The sequence below is a fragment of the Hyphococcus lacteus genome, from assembly GCF_041058985.1.
Taxonomy (GTDB): Bacteria; Pseudomonadota; Alphaproteobacteria; order Caulobacterales; family Parvularculaceae; genus Hyphococcus; species Hyphococcus lacteus.
On the sequence record NZ_JBEHZE010000001.1, the window covers coordinates 2419016 to 2435122 of the forward strand.

General features: G+C 49.8%; 19 protein-coding genes. 7 read left to right on the forward strand and 12 right to left on the reverse strand.

The genetic code is table 11. The annotated features are described in order from the left end of the window. Positions 1-50: 50 nt before the first annotated feature. Positions 51-560, forward strand: a complete 510-nt coding sequence (locus ABFZ84_RS11495; protein ID WP_369314157.1) for a hypothetical protein — start codon at positions 51-53, stop codon at positions 558-560. Here the strand turns inward: ABFZ84_RS11495 and ABFZ84_RS11500 are convergent, their stop codons facing one another. Then, complete coding sequence (locus ABFZ84_RS11500; protein WP_369314158.1) at positions 561-1016, reverse strand: hypothetical protein; 456 nt, start codon at positions 1014-1016, stop codon at positions 561-563. A 64-nt stretch (positions 1017-1080) separates the two neighbouring features. Continuing rightward, positions 1081-1950 (reverse strand): 3-deoxy-8-phosphooctulonate synthase, encoded by an 870-nt coding sequence (gene kdsA / locus ABFZ84_RS11505; RefSeq protein ID WP_369314159.1) that lies wholly within the window; start codon positions 1948-1950, stop codon positions 1081-1083. A gap of 102 nt (positions 1951-2052) precedes the next feature. Between kdsA and ABFZ84_RS11510 the strand changes: the two genes are divergently transcribed. Further along, positions 2053-3006 carry a KpsF/GutQ family sugar-phosphate isomerase gene (locus tag ABFZ84_RS11510; protein WP_369314160.1) on the forward strand — a complete coding sequence of 318 codons (954 nt, stop codon included), beginning with the start codon at positions 2053-2055 and terminating at the stop codon, positions 3004-3006. Here the strand turns inward: ABFZ84_RS11510 and ABFZ84_RS11515 are convergent. Next, entirely contained in the window at positions 3003-3497 is a 495-nt protein-coding gene (locus tag ABFZ84_RS11515) for a hypothetical protein (protein ID WP_369314161.1), read from the reverse strand. The genes ABFZ84_RS11510 and ABFZ84_RS11515 overlap by 4 nt on opposite strands. Positions 3498-3620: 123 nt before the next feature. Between ABFZ84_RS11515 and ABFZ84_RS11520 the strand changes: the two genes are divergently transcribed. Further along, the gene (locus ABFZ84_RS11520; protein WP_369314162.1) at positions 3621-5060 is read left to right on the forward strand and encodes a cryptochrome/photolyase family protein; all 1440 of its coding nucleotides are present in this window, start codon (positions 3621-3623) and stop codon (positions 5058-5060) included. A gap of 51 nt (positions 5061-5111) precedes the next feature. Next, a complete protein-coding gene (locus tag ABFZ84_RS11525) occupies positions 5112-6317 on the forward strand; it encodes a class I SAM-dependent methyltransferase (protein ID WP_369314163.1) in 1206 nt (401 codons plus the stop codon). Here ABFZ84_RS11525 and ABFZ84_RS11530 read toward each other — a convergent pair. From ABFZ84_RS11530 to ABFZ84_RS11570, 9 genes are all read right to left on the reverse strand, one after another. Further along, complete coding sequence (locus ABFZ84_RS11530) at positions 6314-7009, reverse strand: ABC transporter ATP-binding protein (protein WP_369314164.1); 696 nt, start codon at positions 7007-7009, stop codon at positions 6314-6316. The genes ABFZ84_RS11525 and ABFZ84_RS11530 overlap by 4 nt on opposite strands. Next, entirely contained in the window at positions 7002-8294 is a 1293-nt protein-coding gene (locus ABFZ84_RS11535; RefSeq protein ID WP_369314165.1) for a lipoprotein-releasing ABC transporter permease subunit, read from the reverse strand. Before ABFZ84_RS11535 ends, ABFZ84_RS11530 begins: the two co-directional genes overlap by 8 nt. A 16-nt stretch (positions 8295-8310) precedes the next feature. After that, positions 8311-9654: a proline--tRNA ligase gene (proS, locus tag ABFZ84_RS11540; RefSeq protein WP_369314166.1), complete on the reverse strand. Its 1344-nt coding sequence runs from the start codon at positions 9652-9654 to the stop codon at positions 8311-8313. Between the two features lie 99 nt (positions 9655-9753). Beyond that, positions 9754-9948: a hypothetical protein gene (locus ABFZ84_RS11545; protein ID WP_369314167.1), complete on the reverse strand. Its 195-nt coding sequence runs from the start codon at positions 9946-9948 to the stop codon at positions 9754-9756. Continuing rightward, on the reverse strand, positions 9945-10271 hold the full coding sequence (locus ABFZ84_RS11550; protein ID WP_369314168.1) for a hypothetical protein: 327 nt from the start codon (positions 10269-10271) through the stop codon (positions 9945-9947). The genes ABFZ84_RS11545 and ABFZ84_RS11550 overlap by 4 nt, the downstream gene beginning before the upstream one ends. Positions 10272-10325: 54 nt before the next feature. Next, on the reverse strand, positions 10326-10970 hold the full coding sequence (locus ABFZ84_RS11555; protein ID WP_369314169.1) for a CatB-related O-acetyltransferase: 645 nt from the start codon (positions 10968-10970) through the stop codon (positions 10326-10328). Positions 10971-11151: 181 nt separating this feature from the next. Then, positions 11152-11682 (reverse strand): hypothetical protein, encoded by a 531-nt coding sequence (locus ABFZ84_RS11560; protein ID WP_369314170.1) that lies wholly within the window; start codon positions 11680-11682, stop codon positions 11152-11154. 24 nt (positions 11683-11706) lie between these two features. Continuing rightward, the gene (locus tag ABFZ84_RS11565) at positions 11707-12918 is read right to left on the reverse strand and encodes a threonine synthase (protein ID WP_407067087.1); all 1212 of its coding nucleotides are present in this window, start codon (positions 12916-12918) and stop codon (positions 11707-11709) included. Beyond that, complete coding sequence (locus tag ABFZ84_RS11570; protein WP_369314171.1) at positions 12915-13460, reverse strand: tetratricopeptide repeat protein; 546 nt, start codon at positions 13458-13460, stop codon at positions 12915-12917. Before ABFZ84_RS11570 ends, ABFZ84_RS11565 begins: the two co-directional genes overlap by 4 nt. Before the next feature lie 143 nt (positions 13461-13603). On the opposite strand from ABFZ84_RS11570, the gene ABFZ84_RS11575 reads away from it, so the two are divergent. The 3 genes from ABFZ84_RS11575 (at position 13604) to ABFZ84_RS11585 (ending at position 16105) form a co-directional block, all read left to right on the forward strand. Then, positions 13604-14386 carry a 3-hydroxybutyrate dehydrogenase gene (locus tag ABFZ84_RS11575; RefSeq protein WP_369314172.1) on the forward strand — a complete coding sequence of 261 codons (783 nt, stop codon included), beginning with the start codon at positions 13604-13606 and terminating at the stop codon, positions 14384-14386. Beyond that, entirely contained in the window at positions 14386-15444 is a 1059-nt protein-coding gene (locus ABFZ84_RS11580; RefSeq protein ID WP_369314173.1) for a patatin-like phospholipase family protein, read from the forward strand. The genes ABFZ84_RS11575 and ABFZ84_RS11580 overlap by 1 nt, the downstream gene beginning before the upstream one ends. Before the next feature lie 154 nt (positions 15445-15598). Next, the gene (locus tag ABFZ84_RS11585; RefSeq protein ID WP_369314174.1) at positions 15599-16105 is read left to right on the forward strand and encodes a hypothetical protein; all 507 of its coding nucleotides are present in this window, start codon (positions 15599-15601) and stop codon (positions 16103-16105) included. Positions 16106-16107: the final 2 nt, after the last annotated feature.

Sequence of the window (16107 nt, forward strand, 5' to 3'; positions counted from 1 at the left end):
ATAACGATTGGTCGCATTAACGCGGAGCAAAACCAAGGATGAGGTGTAACATGCGAAAGCAGAATTATCTTATTGGAGTTATGTCACTATTTGTATTGCAGGCCTGCGGGAACCAGAGCGAAACTGGCACAACTGACGAATCCGTCGCGGCGGAAACGGTAGAAACCGATGTGGCGGACACATCCGAGGTTACTGAGGGGGCCAGAGAAATGAGCCAGCCAAATGACTGTCCGGTAATTGCGAGTCGCGACTGGCAAGCTTGGATCAACGCAATGCCCGGCCCTGATGCCGTCCGATCATTGAATGTCACGGGCGAAATTGACCTACCGACACCCGGGTATGAAATCGAGGTAATCGCGGGAGCTGCGGACCGAAGCGCGATCCCGACTCAACGGATTATCTTAAAGGCCACCCCGCCATCGGGCATGGTCACTCAGGTCGTTACTCCAGAAACAGTCACTTATTCTGGCCCCGTCATTGCGCAGCAATATCGCTCTATCATGGTGCTCTGTGGTGATCAGATGATCGCTGAGATTACGGATATTCCCGTAGCCCAGTAACTACTCTTCACTAAGTCGTTCAAACAATCGTTGGCCGGATGAGAAAGCGGCTCTTAGCTCATGCTCATCCGGCTCGGTTGGTTTGCCGTTGAGTGTCTTTCGCGCGTGTACAATCTCTTTACCGTGAAATTCAAAATCATAACTCTGTTCGTACCAGCCATCGGATCGAGCGTCGTTCTTGGCGAATATCCGCGACCATGCGTGATAACGATGTAGATCAGTGCCGTTAAATTCGTATACGGTCCACCCTTGGCCCCTATCGCCAAAATCATGATGTTCGATTACGCGCCACGGTCGGCCATCGCGGGTATAGACAATGTAATCGGTTTCAACATCGTTGTCGCGAAAACTGCCCACGGAAAATGGCTGAACATCCGCCACGTCAACAGGTGCGCCTGCGCTGCTGGCACATGCGCTCAAAGCCACCCCGATTAGAAAACAGATTACCTTCTTCATCGCACTGCTATTCATTGAAACCATGTGGATGGATTGGCTTCTATTTTTGGCGTTATTATGGCGCTTAGACATACCCATGAAGAGACGTGCGATTTTTCGCGAGTTTGTCAATTTCCAGCAAATCTTTCAAAAATGCCTCGAACTGTGACAATGGGATCATGTTTGGCCCATCGGATGGTGCTTTGTCTGGGTCCGGATGGGTTTCCGCGAATATGGCGGCAACGCCAACCGCAACGGCAGCACGGCCCATGGTCGGAGCAAACTCACGCTGACCACCCGATGTCGTCCCTGCTCCGCCCGGCGTTTGTACCGAATGGGTTATGTCAAAAACGACTGGGCATTCGGTTTCATTCGCCATGATAGGCAGGCCCCGATAATCACTGACCAAAGTATTATAGCCAAAACTCGTGCCGCGGTCTGTAACTACGATACGGTCGTTATCGGCTTCGCGAACCTTTGCTACAACATTTTTCATGTCCCACGGCGCAAGGAACTGTCCTTTTTTGATCTTGATGACCTTGCCGGTTTTAGCGGCTGCCACCAGAAGATCTGTCTGGCGACATAAAAACGCCGGGATCTGAAGCACATCAACGACCTTGCCCATTTCGGCGCATTGGCCCGGTTCGTGAACATCCGTCACGACCGGAAGGCCAGTGGTCTCTTTGATCTCGGCAAAGATGTCGAGTGCGTTCGCTAGTCCAATGCCCCGCGCGGAGCCAGCACTAGTCCGATTGGCTTTGTCAAAAGATGATTTGTAAACAAGTCCGACCCCGAGACGCGCAGCAATTTCTTTAAGCGCGGTTGCACATTCAAGTGCATGATCACGACTCTCCATTGCGCAGGGGCCAGCAAAGACCGTCAACGGTAGGTGGTTGCCGATCGAGACATTGCCTGCAGCCGCTGATATTTCGACAATCTTGCCATTTTCGGGCATGGTGAAGCTCCGTTAACTTGTATTCCCCGGGCGATTCCGGTGATGAGTGTTCATGGTCCGCCCAACACAGATGGGCAAGTTTTCGAACGGTAAAATAGTCAGATGAACGATCCTTTGAATATCGCCCGTGAGGTGATTGTACAAGAAATCGCCGGACTTGAAGCCCTAAAGGTATCTCTCGGCGCTGACTTTGAGGCAGCCATAGACCTGTTGAGCGCTGTAAATGGCCGAATTATTGTGACGGGCATGGGCAAGTCAGGGCATGTAGCGCGCAAAATTGCGGCAACTTTTTCATCGACCGGTGCGCCCGCTATTTTTGTCCATCCGGCAGAGGCAAGCCATGGCGATTTAGGCATGATCTCAAAAGATGATGTGATTTTAGCATTGTCCAAATCGGGCGAGACTGCGGAACTCGGTGATATCCTTGCTTATGCTGCGCGGTTCTCAATTCCGATAACAGCGATTACGGCCGATGCAGGGTCTGCACTGGCGAAAAGTGCCAACGTTGCGCTTATCCTTCCTGATGCTGACGAAGCGTGCGGTCAGACTTTTGCACCGACAACATCGACAACTATGATGTTGGCCCTTGGTGATGCGTTGGCCGTTGCGCAATTAAGGCAGCGCGGTTTTACCGCTGGTGACTTTCAAGGGTTCCACCCCGGCGGAAAACTGGGCGCAGCATTACGTCGGGCGAGTGATTTGATGCACGGCGAGGACCGCCTTCCCCTTTGCGGTCCTAATGCTTCGGTGACGGATGTTATTGATGCGATATCAAAAGGTGGGTTTGGTTGCGTTGGTATTGTCGACGATACTGGTTTGTTGCAAGGCATCATTACCGACGGCGATATTCGGCGTCATGTTTCAAATGCTATTGAAAATAAAACTGCCGCAGAAATTATGACCAAAAACCCGCGCACAGCAGAGGCAAATACACTCGCTGGCGATATTCTTGGTTTTATGAGCGAGACCAAAATCACGGCGCTATTCGTGATCAAGGACAATAAACCAATTGGCATTGTTCATGTTCACGACTGCTTATCGGTTGGTGTTATTTAACCTCGGCGAAGTAAACCGCGCAAAAGCGACCGCGGTTCAGTTGCCGCACTTCGTGCCGCTGAGAGGTCTTTATCTTCGCTGCTATCAGCTTCGACAACTGATGGCGCTGCGTCGAGGTTTGATTGCTCTTCTTCGCTAAAACTAGAGGCTTGATCCAATTCCCCCTGTGGCGCGCTTTTGATCTGTTCAAAAGATTTGAGTTGCGCAGACAATTCCGACTGTCCGTCAGCAACATCTTGCCACGCACGTTCGACTTGGGCTGTAAGGTCACGCATTTCGGCGACTTGTGAATTTAGTTCTGCAACCAAGCCTTGTGCCTCAGACTGGGCAACACGCGCGTTTGATGATGCACGCAGCGCGATAAAACCGATCAATAATGACCCCAGAAAAAATAGTAATGTTCCGAAGAACATTCCGCCTTGCAAAGTTGTTACATCAATAGAAAGGAACTCAGCCACGCCAGAAACGGACATAATTGTCGAAACACCCATCCAAAACCCCCACTCACACGTTTACAGGCGGCACCCCCAAAGTGCGCCAAGATCAAGAGCGTTAACCTTTACCGAATCTGACCGGTTCGGTCTACCCGCTACTGCACTATGGATTTTTAAAAGATGAAACAAAGACCTGTCGTCGTCTGGTTCCGGAACGACCTACGTTTGGCAGATAATCCCGCCCTTACAGCAGCGGTAAAAACTGGCGCGCCTGTAATCGCCGTTTATATTTACGACGAAAATGCTGCTTATGCGCCAGGGGCGGCCTCGTGTTGGTGGTTACACGAGAGTCTAAAGGCTTTGCAGTCGGCAATGGCCAAACTGGGCATGACCTTGATATTACGCCGAGGTGGCGAAGCAAAAATCGTCAGGGCAATTGTCCAAGAGACCGAAGCGGCAGCAGTATTTTGGAACCGACGATATTCAGCGCCGCAGGTGGAAATCGACAAAAACTTGAAGAACGAATTATCAAATGGCGATGTATCGGTAAAAACCTTCAACGCTTCGTTATTGCGCGAGCCATGGGAAATCGAAACTGGTTCGGGAACGCCCTATCGGGTTTTCACACCATTTTGGAAAAAACTAAAAGAGTTTGGTCCCAATCGTGTGTCCCCTTTACCCGCGCCAAAAAAATTGCAATCCGAAAAATTGATTGAGAGCGAAGATTTAACCAGCTGGAATTTGCAACCTGACAATCCGAACTGGGCCAAAAAGATTTCTGCTCATTGGAGTCCAGGTGAATTTACCGCCATCAACACGCTCGACAATTTTTTGGAAAATGCCATTGATGCGTATGGTGATGGACGTGACCGACCAGACAAAGAGCTGACATCCCGATTATCACCTCACCTCCACTTTGGTGAAATCAGCCCAAACCAAATATGGCAATCAGTACAACATGGCATGAACGCGGGAAATTTTTCCGAAGCGGCCGGATATAAGTTCTTGTCCGAAATCGCGTGGCGCGAATTTTCATATTCCCTATTGTACTACAATCCATCCATTTCCGAAAAACCGTTGCGTCCGGAATTCGCGGGCTATCCATGGCGCGATGACCCAAATGGCCTTGGTTTATGGCAACGTGGACAAACGGGCTATCCTATCGTTGATGCAGGTATGCGCCAATTATGGCGGACCGGATGGATGCACAACCGGGTACGGATGATTGTTGCGAGTTTTTTGATCAAAGACCTGTTGATACCTTGGCAACATGGCGCCGCTTGGTTTTGGGATACATTGGTCGATGCGGATGTCGCTAACAACTCAGCAAGTTGGCAATGGGTGGCTGGTTCCGGTGCTGATGCGTCTCCGTATTTTCGTATTTTTAACCCGATTACCCAAGGCGAGAAATTTGATCCTAAGGGAGATTATGTCAGAAAATTCGTGCCCGAACTCAAAAATTTGCCTGATAAATTCATCCATGCGCCGTGGAAGGCCCCAGAAGCCGTTTTAGCCAAGGCTGGCGTAACTCTCGGAAATAATTATAATAACCCTATCGTCGACCACGCCCATGCTCGAAATCGCGCACTTGCCGGTTATAGTGAGATTAAAGGCCGGTAAAAGTGTTCGATCTTGCTAGGGCTGCGATTAAGTTTTGTGCAGGAGCGAGACATGACGACAAAAGAACAACCTAATAACAAATTCCCGTTTGCGTTTCGGCAGGTTTTGCGTTTTGCCAAACGGATACACTTCGGACAATTGATTTTTGTCCTTCCTGATGGCGAAAAACTGCACTTTTCCGGCGAAGAAGAAACCGACTCTGTCGGAATTATTCAGGTTAATGATTATCGATTTGCACGACGGGTATTGGTGGGCGGCGATATTGGGTTTTATGAAAGCTACGCCGATGGAGACTGGTCGACACCAAACCTAGCCGACTGTCTCTATATATTTGCGCGCAATGCAGACCATATCCAAGGGGCGTTTAATGGCTCGCCTTTGTTAGACTTGGTAAATAATCTAAGACACGCATGGAATAAAAATACGAAATCCGGGTCGCGCCGAAATATAATGGCTCATTATGATCTCGGAAATAGTTTCTATCAAGAATGGTTAGATCCAACCATGACGTATTCGTCAGCGCTGTTTCCATCGCCTGATGCGGATTTAAACGCGGCGCAACTCAACAAATATGAAAACCTGGCGCGCTCTATCGACCTCAACGATTCCGATCATGTCCTTGAAATCGGTTCGGGTTGGGGTGGGTTTGCTGAATATGCTGCAAAAAACTACGGCGCGCGCATTACAGGGCTGACGGTATCCCCAGCACAATATGACTTCGCAAAGAGGCGAATTTTTGAGGCTGGACTCACAGAAAAGGTCGATTTCAAATTACAAGACTATCGGGATAGCCGTGATACCTTTGACAAAATTGCATCGATTGAAATGTTCGAAGCCGTCGGTAAAGAATATTGGGAAACCTATTTTGAAAAGGTCCGCAATGCCCTTAAACCCGGCGGCATTGCCGGACTTCAGATCATTACCATTGCGGATCGGTTCTTCGACCAATACTCAAAATCAACCGATTTTATCCAGCGCTATGTTTTCCCTGGTGGAGCCCTTCCGAGCGAGTCCATCCTTCAAAAATTGATTTCGCAATCAGATTTGACACTACGAAAAGCCAATCCATTTGGTTTAGATTATGCCCGAACACTGAATGAATGGCATAAGCAGTTTCTAAAGAAATGGGATAACATTCAATCGTTGGGGTTTGACGATCGTTTTAAATCCCTGTGGCAGTTTTATCTGGCCTATTGCGAGGCGGGCTTTAAAGCCGGAACAACAAATGTCAGCCAATTCACGCTTGCGCGAAACTAAATTTCTGTTTTTTCGGCGGGTACAAGGCGCTGATCACGAATAACCAAAATTCGATCCATTCGGTTCGCAAGACGCTGGTCATGCGTGGCAATTAACGCAGATAATCCTTCGTTCCGTACCAACTTAAGAAGCGCATCAAACACCACATCCGATGTTTTTGGATCAAGGTTGCCCGTTGGTTCATCTGCCAGAAGAATGTTTGGATTATTCGCCAACGCTCGTGCAATGGCGGTCCTTTGTTGCTCACCGCCTGATAGTTGACCCGGTTGGTGTTCAACCCGCTCACCTAAACCCATGAGCGTCAACAACCGCCGGGCTTCGGCTTCGGCAGTCTTGCGTTTTTCCCCGGCAATTAATTGCGGCAGGGCGACATTACCGAGGGCCGTAAATTCAGGCAGTAGATGATGGAATTGATAGACAAAACCGAGCGTATTGCGGCGGATATGCGTGCGTTCGGCATCATTTAGTTTAGACGTTGGGCGACCAAGAATATGCACCTCGCCCACTGACGCCGTCTCTAGCAAACCAGCGATGTGAAGCAGTGATGACTTACCCGATCCAGACGGCCCTAAAAGCGCAACTGTTTCCCCTGCCTTGAGCGTGAAATCTATCTCTTCAACGATAACCAATTCGCCATAATGCCGCGCAACATTCTCAAGCCGCAGGACTGGTACAACGTTATTCTTATTCATAACGAAGGGCCTCCACCGGATCGAGCCTCGCCGCACGCCACGCGGGGTATAAGGTCGAGAGGAAAGACATAAACAACGAAAACCCGGTGATTAAAATAACCTCTGAGATTTCAAGTTTTGCCGGTACGCCATCGAGATAATAAACCTCTGCCGGGAACAAATCAGTTTGGAAAAGCGCGGACAAACCATTTTCTATTGGATCAATATTCAAGACAAACATTGATCCGAGGAAAATTCCTGCGAGCGTTCCCAATGTTCCGATCATGGTGCCGGAGATCAAAAAGATACGAAGGACAGACCCTTGCGTTGCGCCCATTGTTCGCAATACGGCGATGTCACCGGTCTTGTCTTTCACCAGCATAATCAGCCCAGTGACAATGTTGAGCGTTGCCACAATGATAATAAGAAAGAGGACGAGCCGCATGGCAAAACGTTCGATCTGAAGCGCGTTGAAATAACTCTGAAACCGCTGTTGCCAATCCGTAACCCGCAAGCCCGGACCTACAGCCATCAATGCGTCCCGATAGGATTTTATCTTTTCCGGTTCATCCACCATCACTTCGATTTGTTGAACCGTATCAGCAAACCCGAAAAACAGTTGCGCCTGTTCAAGCGGCATAAACCCATAAATCGCATCATATTCAGCGTTCCCGACGTGGAATATTGCGCCCACAATATATGTCTTTCGGCGTAGCGTTCGGCCGAATGCTGTCTCTGGTCCCTGCCCTGATATTAGGGTCACGGGGTCACCAGCGCGCACACCAAGCTGACTAGCGATGCGACTCCCCAGCGCAATTTCCTTGCCGCCCTTGTCCCCAACGCCAAAATTTTCAAATGATCCGTCAACCACATGTTCTTTGCCGGTGACATAATTGTTCTTTAAAAGGTCTTCACGGCGGACACCGCGAACAACCATGCCGGTCTCGCCCGTGGCGCTAACGAACACGGGAAGTTCGATCAACGGCGTTGCTTCTCTCACGCCGGGCGTAATTCCCAATGCTTTGGCCATAGAATCATAGTCGGAAATGGGTTGTTCTGCTTGAACGTGGGCGTGGCCATTCACCCCCAGTAGTTGATCCAAAAGCGTCAGTCGAAATCCTTGCATGATCGACATTACGCTGATCAGTGCGGCAACGGCCAACATGATACCGCCGAACGCAATTCGAGTAATCAGCGAAACGCCCTTACCGGTTCGGGTCGCACCAAGATAACGCCGAGCGACCATCCATTCGAAAAATGAAAATGGCTTAGTTTTACCCGGCGAAGTTTGTTGCTGGTTGGCCATCTCTCGCTCGCTTTATTTAGGCATAATCGAGCGCATCAGCGACCCGGCCCGAAATGATCTCAGTTACCTTGTCGATCGCAATGGTCTCGCGTTCGTCTGTGGTGCGGTTCTTGACCTCGGCTTCGCCACTTTTAATGCCGCGCGGCCCGATTACGAGTTGGTATGGCAGCCCGATAAGGTCCATCCGCGCAAATTTCTCGCCAGGGCGTCCGCCAGTATCATCATAAAGAACTTCAACGCCCTTAGACGTGAGTTCTTTGTAAATTTTGTCACACGCCGCATCGCAGTCTTCGTCGCCACTACGTAAATTGACTAACCCAACATGATAAGGCGCAACCGGCATTGGCCATTTGCACCCGTTTTCATCGTGATAGGCCTCAATAATGGCCCCCATAAGGCGCGAAACACCGACGCCATATGATCCCATTTGAACGGGAATTTCACTGCCGTCAGAACCAGCCACAACGGCCTTCATTGGTTTTGAATATTTCTCACCAAAAAAGAATATATGGCCGACCTCAATGCCGCGTGCAGAGACTTGATGCTTTTGATCTACGCTATCAAACTCTGATTTGTCGTGCATTTCGTCAGTTGCCGCATAAAGCGATGTGAACTGATCAAAAATTGGTTTCAGGTCGCCATCGAAATCCACATCTTTTTTAGGTGTGTCCATTTCGACAAGGCGTTTGTCACAAAAAACAGCGCTCTCGCCCGTCTCGGCAAGTACGATAAATTCATGGCTTAGATCACCACCAATGGGCCCCGTATCTGCGCGCATCGGAATCGCTTTAACGCCAAGCCGTGCGAATGTCCGCAGATAGGCCACAAACATTTTGTAATAGCTTTTGCGCGCTGACTCTTCGTCAATATCAAAAGAATAAGAATCCTTCATCAGGAATTCACGACCGCGCATAACACCGAACCGGGGGCGAATTTCGTCGCGGAATTTCCATTGGATATGGTAAAGTATTTTCGGTAGGTCTTTATACGAACGAACACCCGCGCGAAAAATTTCTGTGATCATTTCTTCGTTTGTTGGTCCAAACAGCATCTCGCGATCAGCGCGATCAGTGATCCGCAACATTTCCTTGCCATAGGCATCATAACGGCCACTTTCGCGCCAAAGATCAGCCTGCTGGATGGTGGGCATCAACATTTCAGCAGCACCGGCGCGGTCTTGTTCCTCGCGGACGATCTGTTCAATTTTCTTGAGAACCCGAAATCCGAGCGGCAACCACGCATAAATACCCGCGCCTTCCTGGCGGATCATGCCGGCGCGCAGCATCAAACGATGCGATGCAATCTGCGCCTCTGAAGGCGTTTCTTTGAGTACGGGTAAGTAATATCGGCTTAGACGCATAAAGGTTACCAAAACTGCTGCTGCTTCGGTGTGCCTTCTAGAGCGTTTTCATCGGAAGTGGAAACCCTTTGCGTGTCTTAGCGCAATTCGGCGCGGTATCTATTCGGCGCAGCCTAGGCCGCTGGGCGTGACAACGCCTGCTTGTGCCATTTGAAGTTCGCTCTTTGGTGCTGCTTCGGCCCACATTGGCTGGCTTACCTCGCATGGCTCAGCCGCGGCCAACATAGATTGGGCAATGCTCGAAACGCCCCAATAGAGGACAGTCAAGGCCACGATAAAAACGCCCATTTTCATTGCGTCCCCCTACAAAATACACCTGAATTTCTGATGGTTGGCCCATTATCCTCGAGCCGGAGGTCAAACCGTTTTAAGAGCCGTTGACTGGCCCAACCGTCGAGGCTCCGCTGGCGAAAAACGATGACTTCATTCTCGCCCTGTTGCGGGTCAGTTATATTGATATTGATGATCGCGCCGCTATTTCGGGCCAGTAAATAGCTATCCTGCGCGGCGCAGGCACCGGGACGCACGATCACGGGTTGGCCCATCGCGCCCAAACCCGCAATCGAGAAACAAACACCAGCGATGATGACCCGCCCTTTTTCCATAAGGGCAGTCATGCATTGATCGTGCCTTGTTAACCCTCCGCTGGGACAGAGGGGTTAATAGAAAGACTACTCAGCCACTTCGAGCGCGCTGAGGTCTTGGGCGCGGATGGCGGATAGATTGCGCGTGATCTTATCGGCGGGCCAATTCCACCATGCGATTTCCAAAAGCCGCGCGACGGTCGTCTCATCAAAACGCCGTTTGATGGTGCGTGCTGGATTGCCAACGGCGACGCCATAGGCAGGAACATCACTCGCCACCACTGAGTAGGAACCGATGATTGCGCCATCACCGATTGTCACGCCGGGCATGATGACAGCCTCAGTGCCGATCCAAACATCATTACCGATGGTCGTATCTCCGCGCGAGCCACGGGCCCAATCCGCATCCGGGTCCTCCCATCCCTCACCAAAGATCGCGAAGGGATAGGTCGAGAAACCATCAAGCGCGTGGTTCGCACCGTTCATGATAAATTCTGCACGGGCCGCAATGGCGCAGAACCGCCCAATCTTTAGCCGGTCTCTCATATGCTCAAAATGGTAACGCACACAATTAGCGAGAAATTTTTCAGGGCCTGCCGGGTCATCGTAATAGGTGTATTCGCCAATTTCGACCATTGGGTGATCGACAATCGGTTTCAGAAACGCGACTTGATTAACGCCTTGCATTGGATGGGCTTGTTCGGGGTTAGGCCCCCGTTTGGTATCAGACATATTTGAACCTCAAATTCAGAAATTTCAGGAAATCTATAAAATCCGCCACCGGAAGATAAGCCGGCAGAGTGCGCATCGCTGCACCTGAAAAACGGATCTGACTTTAATTGTTCACTGGTCTGAGTACCTTCTTTGTAGGCTTCTAATGTTTCGATTTTCGCTCAGCGGTCAAGCAAAAATTTTATTCTTCTTTCTGATGCGACCCGACATTGCGAAGATACATAAACATGTCGGCTAATCGAAACGGCTGGAGCATGATCCAAAGACCGACACCAACAACGGCTAGATTCGGCCAAAATTGGAATGAAAGAACCGCATGATTAAGCTCTCCATTTGATTGACGTGAGGGCTCGTTGAAAAATCTTATTAAGTCATAACCAATGATGGGAAGCTTAACGATAATCAGCCAGAAACCGATCAAGAAACTCCCAACAGAGACTAACATTCGTGCATCGACATTCAAATTTAGACCAACGTCAGATTTGATCGTTCGCCTTGCCAAAACGGGAGCGGCAAACCAAATAAATATGGCAAGGGCTAACTGTAATCCCATATTCGCAACAAGGGAAAAATAACCATCGTGCGAAATCTCTTCCCACGACGAAGTTAAAAGTGGTGGCAAATAAAATAATGTCGATGGGAGGTTTCCAGCAAACGCCGCCGCCGCCCATAGGCGCATGATTACAATCAATATCGCTTGAATGCCCGTCATGCGCCTCTCCCCTAAGGTAATTGCTTAAAACTGATCGTAATCTATGGTCTTTGTACGGTCGATTGTTTTGCTATCGCTCGCCATGGGATATTTAAGGCCGGTTGCGCAGTTAAACAAAACAACTTTGTCCGTTTTTTCAATCTGCCCGGTTTTTACCGCCTGTCGATAGGCCGCATAGGTTGCCGCGCCTTCGGGGCATAGTAAGAACCCTTCATCACGCGCGACTTCGCGCCAGCTATCGAATATATCTTTTTCATCGACTGCAATCGCGAACCCATTTGTTTCTCGTACGGCGCGCAATATTAGAAAATCACCAACCGCTGCGGGAACGCGTATTCCGGCAGCAGCAGTCGTTGCGTTCTCCCATAGCGGAGCGTGCTCGACGCCCTCTTCCCACGCCTTGACGATAGGCGCGCAACCCGATGCCTGCACAACGATTAGCTTTGGCCGCTTTGATCCGATCCAGCCGATGGCTTCTAGCTCGTCGAAGGCCTTGGCCATGCCGATAAGGCCCGTGCCGCCGCCGGTCGGATAGAAAATCGCGTCGGGCAGCTCCCAACCAAATTGTTCGGCTAGCTCTAGGCCCATGGTTTTTTTGCCTTCGATCCGGTAAGGCTCTTTGAGGGTTGAAACATCGAACCAACCGACCTTTTCTTTGCCTTCGCCGACGATTTTTCCGCAGTCGGTAATTAATCCGTTTACAGTGTAAACATCTGCGCCTTGAAAGGCGATCTCTTCGATATTCACGCGCGGCGTGTCATCAGGGCAAAAAACCGTTGTGCGCATATCGGCGGCCGATGCATAGGCCGCCAATGCCGCACCCGCATTGCCATTGGTCGGCATCGCAAGGTGTTTAAGACCGAATTCTTTAGCCATCGAAACCGCTAAACATAATCCCCGCGCTTTGAATGATCCCGTTGGCAGGCGGCCTTCATCCTTGACGATCAATTCGCCCGTATGGCCCTCTTTGCGAGCCATCTTTTTGAGCGGGATCATGGGCGTTACGACCTCGCCCAACGACACTCGGTTTACCGATTTCGCCACGGGCAAGAATTCGCGGTAGCGCCAAAAACCCTCGTCGCGTTTTGCCAACTCGCCTTTGGTGATGGATCCCTTAATTGCATCTAGGTCATAGCGCGCTAAAAGCGGTTTTCCCGCTTCTGATAAATTATGCGGCTTTCCAGCTTCGTATTCTTTGCCGGTATAGGAACACTCAAGATGCGTAAGGTAACTCAACGTAATTTCTCCAATTTTTGTTGTGCCTGCGTAAATTCGGGATTGGCGTTCAAGGCATTTTGAAAGGCTTTTCGAGCCATATCCGGTTTTTTGATGGCTTCATAGACCAGCCCAATATTATACCACGCTGCCCACGGTTTAGTGATCGCAAGTGCCAGTGCGCGGTCGTAATCAGCGAGCGCTGCGTCGAATTGTTGAGCGAGGTAAAAGCTATTCCCGCGATTGAGATAAGCCTCCGCCAAATTGTCATCAATCGCTATAGCGGCATCAAAATCCGCACGTGCATCCTCAAAAGCGCCGGCCCGATTTAGAATCACGCCGCGATTGACCAACGTCTTTTTCTGATCACCGCGCATCAGGTCGCCGCCACGGAGCGCTGTATCGCAATTTCCTGTGTCGTGGGTCAGGCTGCTGCTGGCATCTTGATAGCAGGCTGAAGCTTCGGTAGCGCCAATAGTTGTAACCGATAATTGCGCCATAGAAGTATTGGGAAACAACATGAGTAACGCCACGGAACAGAAAACCTGTCGGAGATTGGGCATAGCGCCCTCCTATGTTGGCTGTGGGGCGTATCTTATGGCAATTTCATAATACCTTGAAACCAATCTCGAGATTATGAGTTGAAATTATTGCGCCGCAACAAATATGCTAGGTGTAAGCTCAATCAACTCAGAAGGACGATAAAATGACAACTTCTCTGAATGCCGTCATCACTGGCTCCACATCGGGTATTGGCCTCGGGATTGCGAACGCCTTTGCCGCTGAGGGCTGGAACGTCATGCTCAATGGATTTGGTGATGCTGATGAAATCGAAAAGACACGCACGGGCCTTGCCGAAAAGTACAATGTAGATGTTCGGTATAACGGCGCGGATATGACCAAGCCGGACCAAATTGATGACCTAATCAAAGAGGCCGAGGTGGCTTTTGGTCAAATTGATGTTCTTGTGAACAATGCGGGCATTCAGTTCGTGTCGCCAATCGAAGAATTCCCCGCCGAAAAATGGGACGCCATTATTGCGATCAACCTTTCCTCAGCTTTCCATACCACCAAAGCTGTGTTTGCCGGTATGAAAAAGCGTGGGTTTGGTCGAATTATCAATGTGGCATCCGCACACGGATTAGTCGCCTCCCCCTTTAAGAGCGCATATGTTGCCGCAAAACACGGAATTGTTGGATTAACAAAGACTGTTGCGCTCGAGGGTGCCGAATTTGGTGTGACCTGCAATGCAATATGCCCCGGCTATGTGAAAACGCCATTGGTAGAAAAGCAGATCCCCGACACTGCAAAAGCTCGTAATATGACTGAAGAAGAGGTAGTTCAAAAAGTTATATTGGAAGCCCAACCCACGAAACAATTTGTCACTACAGAACAAGTCGGCGCACTCGCTGTATTTCTCTGTTCCGATAATGCCGCGCAAATCACGGGCGCTGCGCACCAAATCGACGGCGGTTGGGTTGCGCATTGATGCCGAAACCCAAAAAAATAAACCTAGCGTTTCAAGGTGGCGGTTCTCACGGTGCCGTCACTTGGGGCGTTGCGGATCGGTTGCTCGAAGATGACAGGATTGAGATAGACTCGATTTCTGGCTCTAGTGCCGGCGCGGTGAATGCTACAGCGCTCGCCTATGGTCTCCATCAGGGCGGTTGCGAAGGCGCACGCGAGACATTGGACAACCTTTGGAAACGAATAAGCGACGCTGGGGAATGCTATAGCCCCGTCAAGGCCAATCCGTTTCCGCTCGCAATGGGCGCGACAGATCTCGTCAATGCATTTTCATATCAAATGTTTGAGACCGTGACCCGCGCACTATCGCCGTATCAATTCAATCCGTTTGATATTAATCCGCTTAGGGACATTCTATCGTCCTGTATCGATTTCGAAAGCTTGCGTAATTGCGTCAGAACAAAGCTTTTTGTCGCCGCCACCAACGTGCGCAGTGGCCGAGTTCATGTATTTGAAACCGGTGATATGTCGATTGATGTCGTTAGCGCATCGACGTGTCTGCCTTTCCTATTTAAGGCTGTTGAAATCGAAGGCGAGCATTATTGGGATGGCGGTTATATGGGAAACCCAGTTCTTTTCCCATTCTTTTATGAAGCCGGAACTTCGGACATCGTCATCGTTCATGTCAATCCGATCGAGAGAGAGGACGTTCCCACGACGCCCACAGAAATCACCAACCGGGTCAATGAGATCAGCTTTAACTCATCATTACTCCGCGAGCTTCGCGCCATTAATTTTGTTCAAAAGCTTCTGGACGATGGTTGGATCAAAGATGAATATCGCGATCGCCTACGTAACATTCGCGTTCATTCAATTCGTTCTGATCAAGCGCTAATGGAATATGATATTTCCACAAAATTTCGAACAGACTGGACATTTCTTTCTGGCCTGAAAGAAAAAGGTCGTGCCATTGCGGATGCTTGGCTCTCCGAGAACTTTGATCAGATCGGGAAATCTTCATCGGTTAATTTGCGCGAGATGTTTGCTCGTGAAGGTCAGTATCGCCGAACAGACCTTTGAGTGTAAAAAGTTCCACTTTGGAAAAGTAAATTTTGTGTCATGACTCATAAGTCATGACACAGGCTTAACTACCATTTCGACGAACAGCACCTAACTTAATCATTGCACGGCGCATTAGCGCTTTGTGATGAAGTAAGAAACAAGGAGCACACCCATGTTACGTTCAACACTGATCGGCGCTTCCGCGATTGCCGTACTTTCTGCGAGCGCTTGCGCCCAAGAAACACCCACAACCGAGGCGCAAACCACGACCGAAGCAAGCATTGTTGACGCTTCACAAGTCCAGACACGTGATGAGGCAAAGCTTTTCGCAGAGTCAGAATTTATTCAAGCTGACCTTAATGCTGACGGCAAAATTGATAAATCCGAATTCCTTGCTTATGCGTCGGTTCACACACCGATAAACGACCCAGCCCTGACACCAACTGACGAGATGGCTGAGGCTGGAGAAGTTGCCAAAGCACCGAAAGCTGAGGTTACGGCCGATCAGGCATTCGCTGAAATCAGTAAAGGTGATGAGGTGATTTCGGAAACCGAAATGGTTGAAACCCGTATCGCACAATTTGACGAAGCTGACGCTGACAAGGACGAAAAACTTAACGAGAGTGAACGTCAGCAATTCGCCAGCCTGACCAAACCACCAGCAACGGACGCACTTTAATA

Bases quoted from the DNA above. Each gene is read 5' to 3' on its own strand.
- ABFZ84_RS11495 (WP_369314157.1), top strand. From the start codon at position 51: ATGCGAAAGCAGAATTATCTTATTGGAGTTATGTCACTATTTGTATTG.
- ABFZ84_RS11500 (WP_369314158.1), bottom strand. From the start codon at position 1,016: ATGAAGAAGGTAATCTGTTTTCTAATCGGGGTGGCTTTGAGCGCATGT.
- kdsA (WP_369314159.1), bottom strand. From the start codon at position 1,950: ATGCCCGAAAATGGCAAGATTGTCGAAATATCAGCGGCTGCAGGCAAT.
- ABFZ84_RS11510 (WP_369314160.1), top strand. From the start codon at position 2,053: ATGAACGATCCTTTGAATATCGCCCGTGAGGTGATTGTACAAGAAATC.
- ABFZ84_RS11515 (WP_369314161.1), bottom strand. From the start codon at position 3,497: ATGGGTGTTTCGACAATTATGTCCGTTTCTGGCGTGGCTGAGTTCCTT.
- ABFZ84_RS11520 (WP_369314162.1), top strand. From the start codon at position 3,621: ATGAAACAAAGACCTGTCGTCGTCTGGTTCCGGAACGACCTACGTTTG.
- ABFZ84_RS11525 (WP_369314163.1), top strand. From the start codon at position 5,112: ATGACGACAAAAGAACAACCTAATAACAAATTCCCGTTTGCGTTTCGG.
- ABFZ84_RS11530 (WP_369314164.1), bottom strand. From the start codon at position 7,009: ATGAATAAGAATAACGTTGTACCAGTCCTGCGGCTTGAGAATGTTGCG.
- ABFZ84_RS11535 (WP_369314165.1), bottom strand. From the start codon at position 8,294: ATGGCCAACCAGCAACAAACTTCGCCGGGTAAAACTAAGCCATTTTCA.
- proS (WP_369314166.1), bottom strand. From the start codon at position 9,654: ATGCGTCTAAGCCGATATTACTTACCCGTACTCAAAGAAACGCCTTCA.
- ABFZ84_RS11545 (WP_369314167.1), bottom strand. From the start codon at position 9,948: ATGAAAATGGGCGTTTTTATCGTGGCCTTGACTGTCCTCTATTGGGGC.
- ABFZ84_RS11550 (WP_369314168.1), bottom strand. From the start codon at position 10,271: ATGACTGCCCTTATGGAAAAAGGGCGGGTCATCATCGCTGGTGTTTGT.
- ABFZ84_RS11555 (WP_369314169.1), bottom strand. From the start codon at position 10,970: ATGTCTGATACCAAACGGGGGCCTAACCCCGAACAAGCCCATCCAATG.
- ABFZ84_RS11560 (WP_369314170.1), bottom strand. From the start codon at position 11,682: ATGACGGGCATTCAAGCGATATTGATTGTAATCATGCGCCTATGGGCG.
- ABFZ84_RS11570 (WP_369314171.1), bottom strand. From the start codon at position 13,460: ATGCCCAATCTCCGACAGGTTTTCTGTTCCGTGGCGTTACTCATGTTG.
- ABFZ84_RS11575 (WP_369314172.1), top strand. From the start codon at position 13,604: ATGACAACTTCTCTGAATGCCGTCATCACTGGCTCCACATCGGGTATT.
- ABFZ84_RS11580 (WP_369314173.1), top strand. From the start codon at position 14,386: ATGCCGAAACCCAAAAAAATAAACCTAGCGTTTCAAGGTGGCGGTTCT.
- ABFZ84_RS11585 (WP_369314174.1), top strand. From the start codon at position 15,599: ATGTTACGTTCAACACTGATCGGCGCTTCCGCGATTGCCGTACTTTCT.